This window comes from Parasediminibacterium schistidii (assembly GCF_046546515.1).
In the GTDB taxonomy this organism is placed as follows: domain Bacteria; phylum Bacteroidota; class Bacteroidia; order Chitinophagales; family Chitinophagaceae; genus Parasediminibacterium.
On record NZ_JBKHKJ010000007.1, the window covers coordinates 36,639 to 52,944 of the forward strand.

Annotated in this window: 17 protein-coding genes and 1 pseudogene; 14 read left to right on the forward strand and 4 right to left on the reverse strand. The window is 37.4% G+C overall.

Going from position 1 to position 16,306, the window contains the following annotated elements; genetic code table 11:
• Positions 1–60: 60 nt before the first annotated feature.
• Positions 61–366 carry a helix-turn-helix domain-containing protein gene (locus ACHFIY_RS05700; protein ID WP_410845103.1) on the reverse strand — a complete coding sequence of 102 codons (306 nt, stop codon included), beginning with the start codon at positions 364–366 and terminating at the stop codon, positions 61–63.
• The gene (locus ACHFIY_RS05705; protein ID WP_410845104.1) at positions 347–703 is read right to left on the reverse strand and encodes a type II toxin-antitoxin system RelE/ParE family toxin; all 357 of its coding nucleotides are present in this window, start codon (positions 701–703) and stop codon (positions 347–349) included. Before ACHFIY_RS05705 ends, ACHFIY_RS05700 begins: the two co-directional genes overlap by 20 nt.
• 405 nt (positions 704–1,108) lie before the next feature.
• Between ACHFIY_RS05705 and atpB the strand changes: the two genes are divergently transcribed.
• The 6 genes from atpB (at position 1,109) to ACHFIY_RS05735 (ending at position 6,225) form a co-directional block, all read left to right on the forward strand.
• A complete protein-coding gene (atpB, locus tag ACHFIY_RS05710) occupies positions 1,109–2,221 on the forward strand; it encodes a F0F1 ATP synthase subunit A (RefSeq protein WP_410845105.1) in 1,113 nt (370 codons plus the stop codon).
• 37 nt (positions 2,222–2,258) lie between these two features.
• On the forward strand, positions 2,259–2,507 hold the full coding sequence (atpE, locus tag ACHFIY_RS05715) for an ATP synthase F0 subunit C (protein WP_410845106.1): 249 nt from the start codon (positions 2,259–2,261) through the stop codon (positions 2,505–2,507).
• An 85-nt stretch (positions 2,508–2,592) separates the two neighbouring features.
• Complete coding sequence (atpF, locus tag ACHFIY_RS05720) at positions 2,593–3,087, forward strand: F0F1 ATP synthase subunit B (protein WP_410845107.1); 495 nt, start codon at positions 2,593–2,595, stop codon at positions 3,085–3,087.
• 88 nt (positions 3,088–3,175) lie between these two features.
• Positions 3,176–3,736, forward strand: a complete 561-nt coding sequence (gene atpH, locus ACHFIY_RS05725; protein ID WP_410845108.1) for an ATP synthase F1 subunit delta — start codon at positions 3,176–3,178, stop codon at positions 3,734–3,736.
• 134 nt (positions 3,737–3,870) lie between these two features.
• The gene (gene atpA / locus ACHFIY_RS05730) at positions 3,871–5,448 is read left to right on the forward strand and encodes a F0F1 ATP synthase subunit alpha (RefSeq protein WP_410845109.1); all 1,578 of its coding nucleotides are present in this window, start codon (positions 3,871–3,873) and stop codon (positions 5,446–5,448) included.
• 327 nt (positions 5,449–5,775) lie between these two features.
• Positions 5,776–6,225, forward strand: a complete 450-nt coding sequence (locus ACHFIY_RS05735; protein WP_410845110.1) for an acyl-CoA thioesterase — start codon at positions 5,776–5,778, stop codon at positions 6,223–6,225.
• A 452-nt stretch (positions 6,226–6,677) separates the two neighbouring features.
• On the opposite strand, the gene ACHFIY_RS05740 is transcribed toward ACHFIY_RS05735, so the two are convergent.
• Positions 6,678–8,378, reverse strand: a complete 1,701-nt coding sequence (locus tag ACHFIY_RS05740) for a T9SS type A sorting domain-containing protein (RefSeq protein ID WP_410845111.1) — start codon at positions 8,376–8,378, stop codon at positions 6,678–6,680.
• A 238-nt stretch (positions 8,379–8,616) separates the two neighbouring features.
• Here ACHFIY_RS05740 and ACHFIY_RS05745 point away from each other — a divergent pair, with 238 nt between their 5' ends.
• From ACHFIY_RS05745 to ACHFIY_RS05755, 3 genes are all read left to right on the forward strand, one after another.
• Positions 8,617–9,045 (forward strand): GNAT family N-acetyltransferase, encoded by a 429-nt coding sequence (locus tag ACHFIY_RS05745; RefSeq protein WP_410845112.1) that lies wholly within the window; start codon positions 8,617–8,619, stop codon positions 9,043–9,045.
• Between the two features lie 235 nt (positions 9,046–9,280).
• On the forward strand, positions 9,281–9,937 hold the full coding sequence (locus ACHFIY_RS05750; RefSeq protein ID WP_410845113.1) for a phosphatidylserine decarboxylase family protein: 657 nt from the start codon (positions 9,281–9,283) through the stop codon (positions 9,935–9,937).
• Positions 9,938–10,088: 151 nt separating this feature from the next.
• The gene (locus ACHFIY_RS05755; RefSeq protein ID WP_410845114.1) at positions 10,089–10,310 is read left to right on the forward strand and encodes a hypothetical protein; all 222 of its coding nucleotides are present in this window, start codon (positions 10,089–10,091) and stop codon (positions 10,308–10,310) included.
• Positions 10,311–10,556: 246 nt separating this feature from the next.
• On the opposite strand, the gene ACHFIY_RS05760 is transcribed toward ACHFIY_RS05755, so the two are convergent.
• Entirely contained in the window at positions 10,557–11,726 is a 1,170-nt protein-coding gene (locus ACHFIY_RS05760; RefSeq protein WP_410845115.1) for a glycosyltransferase family 2 protein, read from the reverse strand.
• A 945-nt stretch (positions 11,727–12,671) separates the two neighbouring features.
• Between ACHFIY_RS05760 and ACHFIY_RS05765 the strand changes: the two are divergent.
• The 5 genes and pseudogenes from ACHFIY_RS05765 to ACHFIY_RS05785 form a co-directional block, all read left to right on the forward strand.
• Positions 12,672–12,935: pseudogene (locus ACHFIY_RS05765) on the forward strand (Arm DNA-binding domain-containing protein); the annotation flags it as partial.
• Between the two features lie 39 nt (positions 12,936–12,974).
• Complete coding sequence (locus tag ACHFIY_RS05770; RefSeq protein ID WP_410845209.1) at positions 12,975–13,880, forward strand: tyrosine-type recombinase/integrase; 906 nt, start codon at positions 12,975–12,977, stop codon at positions 13,878–13,880.
• Positions 13,881–13,904: 24 nt separating this feature from the next.
• On the forward strand, positions 13,905–15,209 hold the full coding sequence (locus ACHFIY_RS05775) for a hypothetical protein (protein ID WP_410845116.1): 1,305 nt from the start codon (positions 13,905–13,907) through the stop codon (positions 15,207–15,209).
• A gap of 134 nt (positions 15,210–15,343) precedes the next feature.
• Entirely contained in the window at positions 15,344–15,622 is a 279-nt protein-coding gene (locus tag ACHFIY_RS05780) for a helix-turn-helix domain-containing protein (RefSeq protein WP_410845117.1), read from the forward strand.
• Positions 15,623–15,761: 139 nt separating this feature from the next.
• On the forward strand, positions 15,762–16,229 hold the full coding sequence (locus tag ACHFIY_RS05785) for a hypothetical protein (RefSeq protein WP_410845118.1): 468 nt from the start codon (positions 15,762–15,764) through the stop codon (positions 16,227–16,229).
• The last annotated feature ends 77 nt before the right edge of the window (positions 16,230–16,306 follow it).

Here is a 16,306-nt window from a genome sequence, read left to right on the forward strand (position 1 = left end):
CAAAGCCAGCAAAATGGGAAAGCTATATTAGGAAATGGGGAAATTATTTTAAGCGTATTACTAAATATCAACCGACAATTTTAGTTGCCTCCCAAAGCCTTCACGTATGATACGCATAAGTGTAGAGAGGCGAATGTCGCTGGCATTGTTTTCAATACGGGATATATAAGTTTTTGTCGTACCACATTTAATAGCAAGTTGCTCTTGTGTCATATTTTGTTCCTTTCGCATTTCTTGCAGCATAACACCCAATTTGAATGTTTCGTAACCTTCTTCAAAGGTTTCTCTGTCCTCTGTGCCACGAACACCAAATTGGTTATCTATGAATTCGTCAAGGTCAACTAATTTATTTTGCTTTGTCTTCATAATATTTCTTTTTTAGTTTTTTTGCTTTTTCAATTTCTTCAACTGGTGTCTTTTGGGTTTTCTTTTGAAACCCGTTCATTAAGATAACCAATTTTCCTTCGTCAAAAAAGCAAAATATGCGAAAGATGTCGCTTCCAGAACTAACCCGAATTTCATAAATCCCATCTGTCCCCGTCAAATGTTTAAGATACTTTTCAGGCACAAAAGGGATGTCACGGATTATGCGTATTGTCCACAAGATACGCGCTTGAATCTTTTTTGTCTGTTTGTTATAAAACGTCCAAAAATCATCGCCGTAAACTTTCAAACTTCGTATTTGTCCTTTGAAATCATCCACAAAGCGAAGTTAACTATTTAGGTAATATTATGCAAATCCTTTGCCAGGAAGGTTGGTTTCGGTAAGTGCTGCACTCATGACTCACAACAGCAGCACTAAGAACTAAAATTTCCACATAGGAAATAAGCCGTACATAGAATTTGGCACGAATGCACTAATAAACACTAATAAAAATATTGGTGGCTATTCGTGCATTCGTGGCAACTAAAGAAAATGACTATCAATAAAAAAGAAACCATATGCTTACCTTGTTCTTTTTTTTCTTCGTGCTACTTCTAGCCTTTTAGCCTTTGTCCCCATCTGCTTTTATATAGTTCCTATAAACCTTTTTTTATTTTTTCAATTTTAACTAATCCATTTTTTATTGCTATCCCCTTATCTTCGCCGAAATTTTAGGAGAAGATTATGCTGAATAAAATATCAAAATCTTTACTGCTAGTGGCTTTCAGCCTTTTAATGGTGTTTTTTTCTGCTGTTTCCTACGCACAGGAAAAGCAAGGGAATGAACCTGTAGAGGCAAAAAAAGAAGCTGCAAAATTCGATCCCGCAAAATTAATTATGGAGCATATCATGGATGCGCATGAGTTTCATTTCTTCTCCGTGGGCGACTTCCATGCAAAAATACCTTTGCCTGTTATTGTATATAACCAAGCAAAAGGCGTATCCGTTTTTTCTTATGCTAAATTAGAAGAAGGTGCTGTATATGATGGCTATAAAAGCGAGGAAGGCAAGATTGTTGCCGTGGATGCGGATGGCAAAATAGACGAAACTGCAAAAGTAATAGACATTAGCCTTACCCGCAACGTGGTACAAATGATACTCTCCCTTACCCTGCTTGTGGTTTTGATGATTGGCATAGCCAATAAATACAAGAAGAATGGCAGCATGGTTGCCCCTTCAGGCTGGCAAAATGCAATAGAACCTGTTATCACTTTTGTAAGGGACGAAGTAGGCAAGCCAAACCTTGGCCACAAGTATGAAAAATACATGCCTTATTTGCTTACTGTTTTCTTCTTCATCTTGATTAATAATATTGTAGGCTTAATACCGGGTACTGCCAATGTAACTGGCAATATTGCTTTTACCATGGTATTGGCTGTTATTTCTTTCGTGGTGATTATGCTTAGCACCAACAGCCATTTCTGGGGGCATATTTTCTGGCCTCCTGGAATGCCCATTTTTGTAAAAGTAATCTTGATACCTGTTGAATTGTTGAGCGTATTGCTTATCAAACCAGCCTCATTGATGATTAGGTTGTTTGCCAACATGGTAGCAGGCCACATTATCATTACTTGCTTTATCATGTTGATTTTCATTTTTGGTGCCATGAGCCCGGTAGCAGGCTGGGGTTTCTCTCCAGTTTCGATAGCATTTACCGTATTTATTTATTTTATTGAAATATTAGTTGCTTTTTTGCAAGCGTTCATATTCACTACTTTAACAGCTTTGTTCATCGGGCAGTCTTTTGAAGGGGAGCATGGGGAGCATGAATTGAACGGTGAAGAAGTACATATTTAGTTTTAACCATTTTTTTCATTAACAAAAACAGATAGTCATGTCTTTAATCAACACTTTGTTGGATGTTAGCTTAAGCCACTTAGGTGGTGCAATTGGTGCAGGTTTAGCTGCAATTGGTGCAGGTATTGGTATCGGCCAAATTGGTAAAGGTGCAGTAGAAAGTATTGCCCGTCAACCAGAAGCTGCTAATGACATCCGTGCTTCTATGATCTTGACTGCTGCGTTGGTAGAGGGTGCAGCCCTTTTCGCAGTAATTGCAGGTATCTTGGCCGTATTGAAAGCCTAGTAGTAGCACAAAACTTATTCCTGCACCCAATGCACAGGGCGGCGGATGCAGGAATTAATTTAAACATTATCAAATTGAATTTTATATGGAATTGTTATTGCCAGCCTTGGGCTTGTTATTTTGGACTTTCGTGGCCTTTATCATTGTTTATTTGATATTAAAAAAATTTGCTTGGAAACCCATCTTGGCTTCTTTGAAAGAAAGGGAAACAGGCATTGCCGATGCTATATCTTCTGCTGAAAAAGTAAAAGCAGAAATGGCTTCCTTGAAAAACGAAAACGAAGCTTTGATGAACAAAGCCCGTGAAGAAAGAGGCATCATGATAAAAGAAGCGAAAATAGCTTCTGATAAAATGATAGCAGATGCCAAAGAAAAAGCAAAAGTAGAATACGACAGGATAATTGCCGATGCTCAGCAAGCCATCCTTCAACAAAAAAATGCTGCACTTACCGATGTTAAAAATCAAGTAGGCGCATTGGTGATTGAAGTAAGCGAAAAGATACTTAGAAGGGAATTGGCTAATAAAGCAGAGCAAGAAAGCTATATCAAGCAATTAGCAGAAACAGTGAAGTTGAATTAGGAATTAGGAATTAAGAATTAGGAATTATTCCTGGTTCTAAGATTCTCTTTCAATTCCTAATTCCTAATTTATAATTCTTAATTATATCATGCCCAATCCACGTTTAGCACATCGGTACGCCAAAAGCTTGATTGACCTTTCTGTAGAAAAAGGGCAATTGGAAGCAGTGTATGCAGACATGAAATACTTGCAGGCTGTTTGCAAGGCAAGCAAGGAATTTGTAAACCTATTATCTAGCCCCATTATAAAAGCAGATAAAAAAGTAGCCATTATAAAAGCAGTTACTGGTACAAATATTGGTGAACTTACTGCAGCTTTTACAAACTTATTGGCTGTGAAAGGCCGTGAAGGCGATTTGCCTGAAATAGCGGATGCTTTTGTAAGCCAATACAACGAAATAAAAGGCATACATACTGTTGTTTTAACCACAGCAGTAGAAATAAGCGAAGACCTGAAACAAAGCATACAGGCCAAAGCCAATAGTGCGAATGCTTCTGGTACTGTAGAACTGGAAACAAAGGTGAACGAAAAATTGATTGGCGGCTTTGTACTAGAGTTTGATAACAAACTGGTAGATGCCAGCATCCTCAGGGATTTGAACGACATCAAAAAGCAGTTCCAAGACAATCATTATATACCTACGGTTTAGGTTTATGTAAGGAAAAGAAAATTAAGCATACAATAAAAGCGAATCGGTTTCTATGATTCCCCCATCATGAAAGAAAGGGCAATAATAAGGATAATCATTCCAATCATTTTAATCAGTGGTCAAAAACAAGAAATATGGTAGCAATAAAGCCGGATGAAATTTCAGCGATTTTAAGGCAACAATTAAGCAACTTCAATGCTTCTGCCGATTTGGAAGAAGTAGGTACTGTGTTACAAGTGGGTGATGGTATTGCCCGTGTATATGGATTGAATGGTGTAAGGAGCGGTGAACTAGTAGAGTTTGAAAGTGGCGTGAAAGCCATTGCATTGAACCTTGAAGAAGACAATGTGGGCGTGGTATTGATGGGCGAAAGCGGGGACATAAAAGAAGGTGCCAAGGTAAAACGTACTGGCCAAATTGCCTCTATTAAAGTAGGGGAGGGCGTGGTAGGCCGTGTTATCAATACTTTGGGTGAACCAATTGATGGCAAAGGCCCTATTGCTGGCGAATTGTATGAAATGCCTTTGGAGCGCAAAGCACCGGGTGTAATTTATCGTGAGCCAGTAAAAGAACCATTGCAAACAGGTATCAAAGCCATTGATGCGATGATACCTATTGGTCGTGGGCAAAGGGAATTGGTAATTGGCGACCGTCAGACTGGCAAAACAGCTATCTGTATAGATACCATTATCAACCAAAAAGAATTTTACGAAGCTGGCAAGCCAGTATTTTGTATATATGTGGCTATTGGCCAAAAAGCCAGTACTGTAGCAGGTGTAATGAAAACATTGACCGACAACGGTGCAATGGCTTACACTACTATTGTTGCTGCTTCTGCAAGTGAGCCAGCCCCATTGCAATTCTACGCTCCATTTGCGGGTGCTGCAATAGGTGAGTTCTTCCGTGATACCGGCCGTCCAGCATTGATTGTATTTGATGACTTGAGTAAACAAGCCGTGGCTTACCGTGAGGTATCCTTGTTGCTAAGAAGGCCGCCAGGCCGTGAGGCTTATCCAGGTGACGTATTCTACTTGCACAGCCGTTTGTTGGAAAGGGCTGCGAAAGTAATTGCCAATGATGAAGTAGCTAGCCAAATGAACGATTTACCAGCTTCTATCAAGCATTTGGTAAAAGGTGGTGGTAGCTTAACGGCTTTGCCAATCATCGAAACACAAGCTGGTGACGTATCTGCATACATCCCTACCAACGTTATCTCCATCACCGATGGTCAGATATTCTTGGAAGGTAACTTGTTCAATGCGGGTATCCGCCCTGCTATTAACGTAGGTATTTCCGTAAGCCGTGTGGGTGGTAATGCACAAATTAAATCCATGAAAAAGGTAGCAGGTACCTTGAAACTAGACCAAGCACTATACCGAGAATTGGAAGCGTTCTCTAAGTTTGGTGGCGATTTGGATGCTGCAACTAAGAATGTAATTGATAAAGGTGCTAGGAACGTAGAAATACTGAAACAAGCCCAATACACCCCATTCTCTGTAGAAAAGCAAGTTGCTATCATCTACCTGGGTACACAAGGTTTGTTGAAAGAAGTAGCCGTGAAAAAAGTGAAGGAATTTGAAGCACATTTTTTAATGGAGATGGAAAACAAATTGCCTGATGTATTGGCTGAATTTAAAAAAGGCCAGTTGAACGATGAAAGCATCAAGAAAATGGTTGCTTTGGCAAATGGCATCAAACCTGCATACAAGTAATAAAATACTAATTATATAAAATGGGCTAACCTTGGTAAAACGGGGTTAGCTTTTTTTATGCTAGAACCCATTTGCGTTTGCCAATCAATTTATGTCGTTTCTAATTTCACATCTGGCGAATCCGAAAAATAGGAATAACGTATCTTTTATCGTTTAGGCAGTCGGAAGTAGGGGCAGAAGATTTTCTGCCCATACGCGAAGATCCCAATGATTTACAAAAACTTCATTGTAACGCAAAAGAAATCTAACAGAATAAAAACAAGTAATTTATTTTGTAACAAGCATAATGTTTAATCTAAAATTTAAAATTCAACATTTAAAATTTCTATGGAACGCATAAAACTAAACCTTCCCACAACCTTTTCTTTTTCTACCCTTATCCCTATACGCATCACTGATGTAAACTATGGCGGGCATGTAGGCAACGATTCTTTTCTATCCTTAATACATGAAGCTAGGTTACAGTTCTTGGCTAGTTTTGGGTACAGTGAAATGGATGTGGCAGGCGTGGGGCTAATCATGAGCGATGTAGCTTTGGAGTTTAAGAAAGAAATGGCTTATGGCGATACCGTGAAAATATCTGTGGCGGCAACGGGATTTGACAGGATTGGATTTGATATATTCTATTTGCTAGAGCTGGTACAAGGCGATACCTTAACCCTTGCAGGGAAAGCCAAAACAGGGATGATGTGCTTTGATTATGCTACTAAAAAGCGAGCGAGTATGCCTGCAGAGGCAATCGCAAAATTGACAACTACTTTCCATATAGAAATCTAATCAAATGTGTTGGCGATTGATTTTTATGAAGAATAAGCTTAATAAACAATAGACCACCTATACACAGTTAAATTTCTCATGCCTCTAAATGACGGGGATAGAGAAAGCAAATGGATAGTTTTAAACTACATACGCACAAGTACATTTACTGTTTAGTAGTCTAGCCACACTGTTCTTTATGTCCTTTAAGTGAAACGGTTTACCTAAAAAGGAGCTTCCTTTGTGCTTCTTTGCGAAAAAATTTGTGTTCTTTGTGGTTAAACCTTCGCTTAAAACTGAACGAAGTCTTTAAAGCCTATTCTGAACAGCCTACCTGTCAGTTCTTGCAAGCAATAGCTCTGAAAATGGGTAAAGTTATTTTTAAAGTATTACCAAGTTAATTTGTATAACATAAGGCTAGTAATTCCCTTCATGGCACTTCGAGCCTTTGTGGCGAAAAACACCAACTAATTTTATTCCTTTATAAACTTTACCGCATTCACTTCCCCTTTTTTTGTTTTTATTATTGCCATGTAGTTGCCAGCAGGCAAGTTTTTAATGAAAAGTTGAGGATTTGTAGATTCCATTGCAATGCTTACAACTACCATTTTTCCTGCATTGTCTATAATTTGGACGCTTGTTATATTATTACCCTTAATAGTAAGCACATCCTTTGCAGGGTTTGGGAAAATAGTAAACGATGGGAAACGATTGGCCGTAAGCAATAAACTTATTACAGGACTAAATATATAATTGCCATCTTTATCTAATGCTTTTATGCGATAGTAAACTGTGGTGGAATTAAAACTACCAGCATCACTATCCTGAAAGCTATAGCTATTACTGCCACTGCCTGCTGCATTTATCCCTCCACAATCAGCAAAACTTTTACCCTCCATACTTCTTTGCACAACAAACGATTGGGTATTTATTTCATTGATAGTTTGCCATTGCAATAGCGTGTTTCCATTTATAGTTTTTGCCTGCAAGCTAATGCTTTGGATAGGTAAAGCAGTGATGTTGATGGTATCGCTGTATAGTTTCAATTGGTTTGCCAATACATTGCTAGCAACCATCCAATACCTGCCAATTGAACTGACCGTATAAGTAGAATCTCCAGCCACCGTGGCTATTAAACTATCATCTTTGTACCATTTAAAAGTGTCGTTTGCCAATCTGCCACCAACTGAAACGGAAAGTTGGTTGCCTGTCCTTTTGATAGGTATTATTGTATCTTGTGGTGCATAAGAATACATCATTGGGCCTTCAAGAATTCCGCTTTTTTGCCCAGTATCTATCATCAAGCCTAAGGCTTCCGTGCCAGTAAAGGTAAACTTATTGCCTTGCCAGCCAAAAATCCCACGCGACATCGCATTTTTTAAATTAGTAACCGAAAAAGGGATAGCCCCTAAAAAATGATTGTAAGACAAGTCTAAAGCAGTCGTACTACTTATATTTCCGATAGAACTCGGGATAAGCCCACTAAGTTGATTATTATTCAAATAAAGGGCATTTATCTTGTTCAATTTTCCAATAGAGTCAATACCGCCACCAAAAGCATTGTACTGCAAATTGAGGATTTCAAGGGTCTGTATATTGCAAATGGTATTGAATATATCACCAGTCAGGGTATTATTGTACGATAAATTAAGTGAGGAAAGGTTTGTTAGGTTTCGGATAGAGGAAGGTACACTGCCGGTAAGTTTATTATAAGACAAATCTAAATTAGTCAACTTTTTTAGATTGCCTATTGATGCAGGGATAGCACCTGTCAAGCCATTTGCACTGATTACTTGAAAAGCACCTACCCCACCAATATAATTATATTTAATATTGGTAAGATTTAATGTCCTTAATTCAGTTAAATCCCCAATTGATGAGGGCAGGCTGCCATTTAGGTTGATGCCGCTCTCGTACGGATAAAAATAATGGTTAAGGTCATTTAAAAGTACTAAACTCGTTACTCTTCCATTAGAATCTACTATAACCCCATACCAAGTACTTACAGGCGCAGTTGTTAGCCAATTGGTGTTAACATCCCATTTTGCACCATTGGTGCTATTGTATAAATCTACCAAGGCAAGGGAATCTTGTTTGTTTACCTGTGCTTTTAGCGAAGGGGTTAGTAAAACTAATAGGATAAGTGTAAGCAAGGCAATGGAAAGTTGTTTCATGTATTTGTTTTAGTAGTGCATATTTTGATAGGATGAAAGTATGCTTATTTGGGAATAGGAACAAAAACTTTATGGACACCATTGAATAAAACCTCTAGCCTATTAATAAAACTATTGTATTTTTAAGCCCTAAAAAATCCATTGAGTATGTCTTTTTAGTTAATTGTAGCACGAGAAATTATCTATATAAATAAACGATTGTCTTTTTCTTATAAATAATACAGCTTAAATCATCACTATGGCATTAAAATTTATTGATCACGGCACAGCAGAGTACGAGCAAATGGTTGCGCTTCGCAAAAAAATACTCAGGGATCCACTTGGGCTTTCTTTCACGCAAGAAGAATTAGAGAAAGAAAAAGACGATATTTTGCTAGGTTGCTTTGATGATGATGAAATGGAAGCCTGCTGCTTGCTTACCCAAACGGAAAAAGATGCAGTAAGGCTAAGGCAGATGGCTGTATTGGATGGTCTGCAAGGTAAGGGCATTGGCAGGGCATTGATGATTTTTGCCGAGAATGTAGCAAGGGATGCTGGGTTTAAAAAAATAACCATGCACGCAAGGAAGCCGGTAATAGGGTTTTATGAAAAACTAGGCTATGTTGTAAACGGCAATGAATTTATTGAGGTAACAATCCCTCACTACGAAATGGAAAAAGCATTGTAGCAGCCACTAAGGCTCAAAAACACGAAGGTTAAAAGATATTGATAATATAATTTTTCTTCTTTTTGTCTTTGTCTTTTCTTGCCTTAAAACTTTGTGCCGCTTTGAGTCTTCGTGCCTTCTTGGCTAATTAACCAAACTTGCACCTGAGTAGTAGCAGAAGCACAAAGCATTTAGTTTCTTGCCTATTGATTTCTAGCTGTTGCTATCCTTTATATTTGCTGCCTAAATTTTTTGCATGACTATTCACAAGGAAGGATACCCTACCATTGCCATCACGGCACTTTGTTTTGGCGTTATTAATGTATTGTCTTTTAGTTTTTTAAAAGATTCATCGCCTTTGTTATCTCAAGCTATTTTTATTGTTACGCTCGCCTTGCTGTTGTTTATCATATCCTTTTTCCGTATCCCCACCCGGAACCATATCCTGGACAACGGGCATATCATTTGCCCTGCCGATGGAAAAGTGGTGGTGATAGAAGAAATAACCGACGTGGAATATTTTAAAGACAAGCGCATACAGGTAAGCATATTCATGAGCCCAGCCAATGTGCATGTGAACCGGAACCCCATAAGTGGCGAAGTAGTGTATAACCAATACCACAAAGGCAAATACCTAGTAGCTTGGCACCCAAAAAGCTCTACCGACAATGAGCGCTGGAGCGTGGCAGTGAGAAATGAACGTGGCACTATCTTGTACAAACAAATAGCTGGCGCATTGGCAAAACGTATATGCAACTATACCAAAGTAGGCCAGTTGGTAAACCAAACAGAAGAATATGGCTTTATAAAATTTGGCAGCAGGGTAGATGTGTTGTTGCCTCCTGGTACTGAAATAGCCGTGAAACTGAACCAAGTAGTAAAAGGTGGCGTAACTGTTTTGGCTAACTGGTAGTTAGAAGAAAAAAGGGGATAGGTAAAGGGGCAAAGCGTATGGTAGCGAGTATAAAAGTAGTAATCGTTTTTTTAACAAAACATGCTCACTAATTATCGAAAAATGCGGCTTACTTTTGAAAAGAAATTAAATAATCATTAAAAAATAAACGATGAAAAAAGTATTTGTATTAGCCGCGGCCGCATTAGTATTAGGTGGTGCAGCCATTGCCCAGCAAGGAGAAAAGAAATGTACCAAAGGCAAAGAATGCTGTAAAAAAGAAGGGAAATCTTGCAGCAAAAAAACTGCTTCCACTTCTACAGCTACTCCTGCTTCCACAGCAACACCTACTACCCCTTCAATAGCACCAGCTTCTTCAGCTAAAAAAGCATAATTGAGTATTTTATTGTTTAGTGTTAATCAAATAGGCAGCCTTATTTTGGGGCTGCCTATTTTGTGTTTAAGTATATTTTTAAAATTAGTTTCCTATTTTTCTGCCACTATTTGTAACTGCCATGGCTTTTGTACCTACCACGGGTTGCACCCATGGCTACTTTTGTTCAAGCCGTTTAGGGTTCTGGGCAAACGCACTATCTCTTTAAAACTATCCACTTATCACTGATGACTAACCACTGACCACTCACCCCTTCTTCCTCCCTGCCTTTTCCCATAACACAGACTGGTTGCCTTTTAGGTAGCGGACAATGCCAGCCATCACGGCCCAGTTCATCATGCAGAAATAAAACGGGATAAACAGTAGCTTCACTTTTACTTGCCTGCTTTCAAAATACCATCCTAGCAGTGCCATGCTGTAAAACGATACTTGGGCGGCAAGTATAATGCTGTATAAAAAAGGTATTGCATTCAATGCCAGAAACCAGTTTAATACAAATACGAGCACCATAAGGAAAGGGGTGATTGTCCAGCGCAGTACCCGGTGGCTGATGTATTGAAAACTAAGCAAGGGAAATTTAAAGGGCAGCAGCAAGTCTTTCAGCCAAATAATAGATTGTAAGCCCCCGGCAGCGATGCGTATCTTTCTTTTTAATTCCTCTTTTACATTTTCCGATGTGTTTTCGCTGGCATAAGCATCTGGCTCATAAATAATGCGGTAGCCAGCCTTTGCAATCAACATAGAAATCATAAAATCGTCTATAATAGCATTGGGAGGCACAGGCTTGTACAAAGCTGTTTTAATGCTGAACAATTCCCCTGCTGCACCAACCACGGAATACATTTCAGAATCCCATGTTTTTAGTTTTGATTCATATTTCCAGTACATGCCTTCGCCAGCAGTGGCATCGGCGGTGGCGTCTATTTGCACCCTTTTCTCGCCAGAAACCGCACCTACCCTTGGATCGGCATAGTGGCGGCTGATGTTTAGAAGGGCTTTTTTGTTTAAAAACGTATTGGCATCGGTAAATACAACTACTTCCGTGGTTACCTCTTTCATGGTTCTGTGCATGGCCGCAATTTTACCTTTCCGCTCTGACGAATGCAATAATTTAATCTGTGGGTATTTTGCCACGATGGCGGGAGTGGTGTCTGACGAGCCATCTGTTACAAAAATATATTGCATCTTGCCGGCAGGGTATTCCAGCGACAATGTGTTTTGGATTTTTTGCTCAATAAAATCTTCCTCGTTGTAGGCCGCCACAATAATCGTAAGCGTGGGCAGGTGGTGGTAGCCGGGCAAAACAGGCCTGCCTTTAAACAACCGTTTTATTTTTATCATTATAAACAATACAATACCATAACCTAGGTAGGTATAAAAAACAAGGAAAAGGCTTATCCAAAAAATAATTTTCATCAGTAGTTGTTTTGCGTTTGCAAGGGAAATATATTGAACCCGGATTATGCAGTTGACTTCGTTATGAAAGGCTCAAATGCAATAAAGACAAGTATTTGAGCCGAATTTTTGGTCGAAAACATAGTGTACTATGGCAAGGCCAAAAAATCAAGCAAATGCTTGTGTTTGAAGTAGTTGAGTCTTGCAATAGATTTCAACTGCAAAATCCGGGTTGAAGCTATCAAGTGGCTGACACAAATCTCAAAAGCGAATTTAAATAGAATAGGGGTATATAGGCAGTGCCTAAATACAAGTTGCAAAATAGGCTACTTTTTCAGTTATCCCAAGAAAATACTTTGCTTTTCACTTGTATTTCAATTTAAATCTGATAATTGGCAGCTTGGATTACTTGTTTAAAATTTTGACGCTTAGCAAGTTTTGCGGGATCAATGTTTTCAATACCCTTTTAACTGTTGCGTAGCCAATAACCATCTCAATACCTGTATGTATTTCCTTGGATGAAATCGAAGGCTTTTCCTTTATTATATCAATTATGCTTTTTCGTTACTGCTTAATTCTCTCACCCCTTTTAGATTTATAGCTCAAACTATAAAAATATTTGACTCAAATAAAATATGGCTTATTTAGTATTATAAATATCTTTTATTTTAAAACTTATTGAGCTACAAACTAAAATTTATGAAGTACAATAATTGACAATCATCAGCACAAAAAAAGGGCTTCATTTAATGAAACCCTTTACTGGCTTGTGATTCCGCAGGGATTACTCTTATTGCACTCAATTTCGTAAAAATACATCGTAACTCATTGTAAATAAGCCCTTTAGCAAAACTAAAAAAGCATCTAAAAGTAGCCTAGTGTGAATAAATAAAGCAAATGTTTACCCCTTTGTTTACCCTAGTTTGCACTTTTTTGCGTAAATTTGAAGTATAACATCATTATCAAATGGCTAGTATTTCAATCGTTTTGCGCAAAGACAAAATAAACAAAAAGGGCGAGGCCCCAATTCACTTTCGTATCATAAAAGACAGAAAGATAAGCTACATTTCGTCTTCTATTTCAATCCCAGAGGATAGTTGGGATAGTACGAAAAACAAAATAAAGCCTAAGCATACAAATAGTGCCAGGCTCAATTCATTGCTTACAAACAAGTTTGCAGAGCTTCAGGATAAAGTATTTGAATACGAAACCATTAACAAGTCCACAACCACTACACAATTAAAAGAAGCAATTTACGGTAAAAAAGCTTTGAATTTTTTTGAATTTGCGGAATCAGCAATTGAGCCATTTTTAAAAGATGGCAAAATTGGCACTTACGATAAAAACAAAGCCGTCATTGCAAAATTAAAAAACTTTGCAAATGCTGCTACGTTAACCTTTCAAGACATTACCCCGGAATTTCTAACTAAATATCAGAACTATTTAAAAAACACCCTGAACAATAAAACCAATACTGCAAACAATAGTTTTAAGTTTATTAGCCAAATGTTCAAACTTGCTTACAACCAAGATTTGATAGATCATAAAATTATTCCTTTTAATAAATTCAAAATCAAATCAGAAAAAACCCAACGTGCTTATTTGTCAGAGGATGAACTTAATCTAATAGAAAATTACCAGCCTACGCCTGGCACCCGTTTGGAATTACACAGGGATATGTTTGTTTTTTCATCATACACTGGCGGCATTAGAATTTCAGATATTTTACAGTTAAAAAGGAAAGATTTTGACGGTACTAATCTCAATATCACTATGCAAAAAACAGGTGGCCAAATATCAGTAAAAGTGCCAAACAAGGCATTAGCAATAATTGAAAAATATACTAAGCCGGATGGCAATACAAATGACTATATTTTTCCTATGCTGGCAAATGATTTAGATGCAAAAAATCCAAGAGTTTTGGATAATGCACTAAGTAGTGCAACCGCATACATCAATAAAAACCTGAAATTAATTGCCACAAAGCTTAATTTAGATAAGCCCTTATCCTTTCATATTAGCCGACATACATGGGCTACGAGGGCATTAAGGAAAGGCATTAGCATTGATAAGGTTTCAAAATTAATGGGTCATGCAAATATCCGTGAAACCCAGATTTACGCTAAAATTGTAAGTTCCGAATTAGACAAGGCAATGGATGTTTTTAACGATTAACACACTAGAAAATATATGTAAAGCATGGATGATAAACTAATCAATCTAAAAGTAGAAGAAGAAATTTTTTTGGTAGAAGAACTTGAGAATTTTTTTGCAAATGAGAGTGTCATTTACTATAAAAAAGTATGTGATGAATGGGAGACACAAAAATTTGACCCCATGGATTATGACAGGTTGCTTTCAGGTAAAATACTTTGGGAATTTAATCAATTGATATATAATAAAATCAATAATTTAAACAATCAGGAAGCTACTCGTTTTTTTGCCTTATCCTTAACGCAATTTATAACACACAGCCCAGCAAATAGGATAGAGGCCTTTGCAAAAAAATATCATAAGGCTTATTGGGCACCTGAAATTGTGGAATTTCAAAGTAATGCTAGTGAATTAAATAATGTTAAATATATCTGGTCTAGTTATAAAAGAGCCTTTCCATATTATAAAGAAGCAACTGAAAAAGCTTTTGAAGACTATAAATCCACCGTTTTAGGCTTACAGATACAAAATCCTAAAATAAATGATATAAATACCAAGCAAATACAGTTTGAACAATTCTCGGAATTGCTAATAACTTTAAATGGGTATCTTACTCAACCTTTTTCACCTTTAGATTTTAAATCTAAACTTGAAATTTCTTTAGAAGGTGCTAGAAATGAAATTCTTAATATGCTCATTGCTTTAGGCAAGGATGATAGAAAGCCATATTTAAATAGGTTGCAACATTCTTTAAGACACCTTGAGCGATATAGTAATCGGGAACACGAAAATATTGATGTAATTTTATCCTACTACAACATTGATTTTGAAGGTATGATTCCTTGCTTACCAGTTTTTGATCCAGGTAATAAGCTATATGAAATCCTTTCAACTATCCCAACACAGGTAGATAACAAATTTACCCCAGATTATGATAGAGAATGGTATAATATTCAAAAAACTTTTTACCAATACTATTTCAATACTCACTTTGCCGCTATTCATAATTTTATCCAACAACAAATTGAAGAATTAAACCCAACTCCAATTATTCCAAATGCAGTAGATGAAAAAGTGCTTACCCCTAAACTAAAAACAAACTTATCCGTTCCGCAGTTGGCTCTTTTATTCAAAATGCTGAATGAACTAAAACCAAATATTTTTATGGTCAAAACAGAAGCGGAATTGCATAGGTTTATTTCTACTAATTTTGAAACCAAGCAATCCAAAGAAGAAGGGATTAGTACCGACAAACTACGCATTCTTTTCAACCAGCCAGATAGTAAAGCTGCTGAGTTTTGGGCAAAGCATTTTTACACTTTAACAGCAGAAATAAAGAAGTTTAAATAAAATTTTTTTCGCTGAAACCCTTTGCAGTAAAGGGTTTTACAAAGGGTTATATAACCCCCTGTAACCCTTTTATTTGCACCGTAGCTCTCATTTTTGCATTGTTGAATTAATTTATTACACGCAATTAAGTAAAAATGGAAGTAGTTACAATCCAATCAGAAGCATTCAACTTAATAGTTGATAAAATCGAATCGGTTCACAAAAGGCTTGATGCCAAAGAAAAAACACCCAAAGAAATTTGGCTCGACAACACAGAGCTGATGCAACAGCTTAAAATCTCAAAGCGTACAGCCCAAAGCTACCGAGACCAAGGCATTATTTCTTTCTCCCAGGTTGGGGCAAAAATCTACTATCGCTTGTCCGATGTAGAAGCTCTCTTAAACAAGAATTACCACAAGGCTTTTAAAAAATAAAAGCAATCTCTTACCCATTAATTTATAGTGCGGCCGCCTGTAAGTTCTACTCCTTTTTTATTGTATTGCCCTGTGTCTATTTCGCCAAACCTCCATTTGGCGTAGGGGCTTTTATTGTCATTTCAAAAACACTTTATGTATGCATCCACATACTAGTACCTTACTATTGCCTTTACCCAAGCATTCCTGCACACCAAAAGAATCACTTATTAATGCGTGGGGTGTTTATTTAGAAACGTTCAGTTGGCAGTATTACTGCACTTTCACGGCATTAAAACCAATGTCTTTAACGCTTGCCCGTTCTGCAATGACTAGCTTTTACGAAGCCCTAAACAAGCAATTTGCCCCAGTTACTATATTTTGGGTTGCAGAGCCTTTCGATACTACCTATGGCTACCATACCCATGCCCTTATTGATTTGTCTTTGCCTGTCAGCAAAAAAACAGAGAGTACCATTAAGAAAAATTGGTCAAATACAATCGGTGGCAAGTCCACCAAGTTTTATAACCGTACCCTTATCATGCCCTATGTAAAACAATGGGGTGCAAATTTTTATTTAAGCAAATACCTTCACCGGCACAGTTCAGACCACGATTTATTTATTTAGTTTTTGCCAGTTGCGTTTTTTAAAATCTCGCCTCTTTATATTTGGCAATATTTCATTATTCAATTTACTATACGATT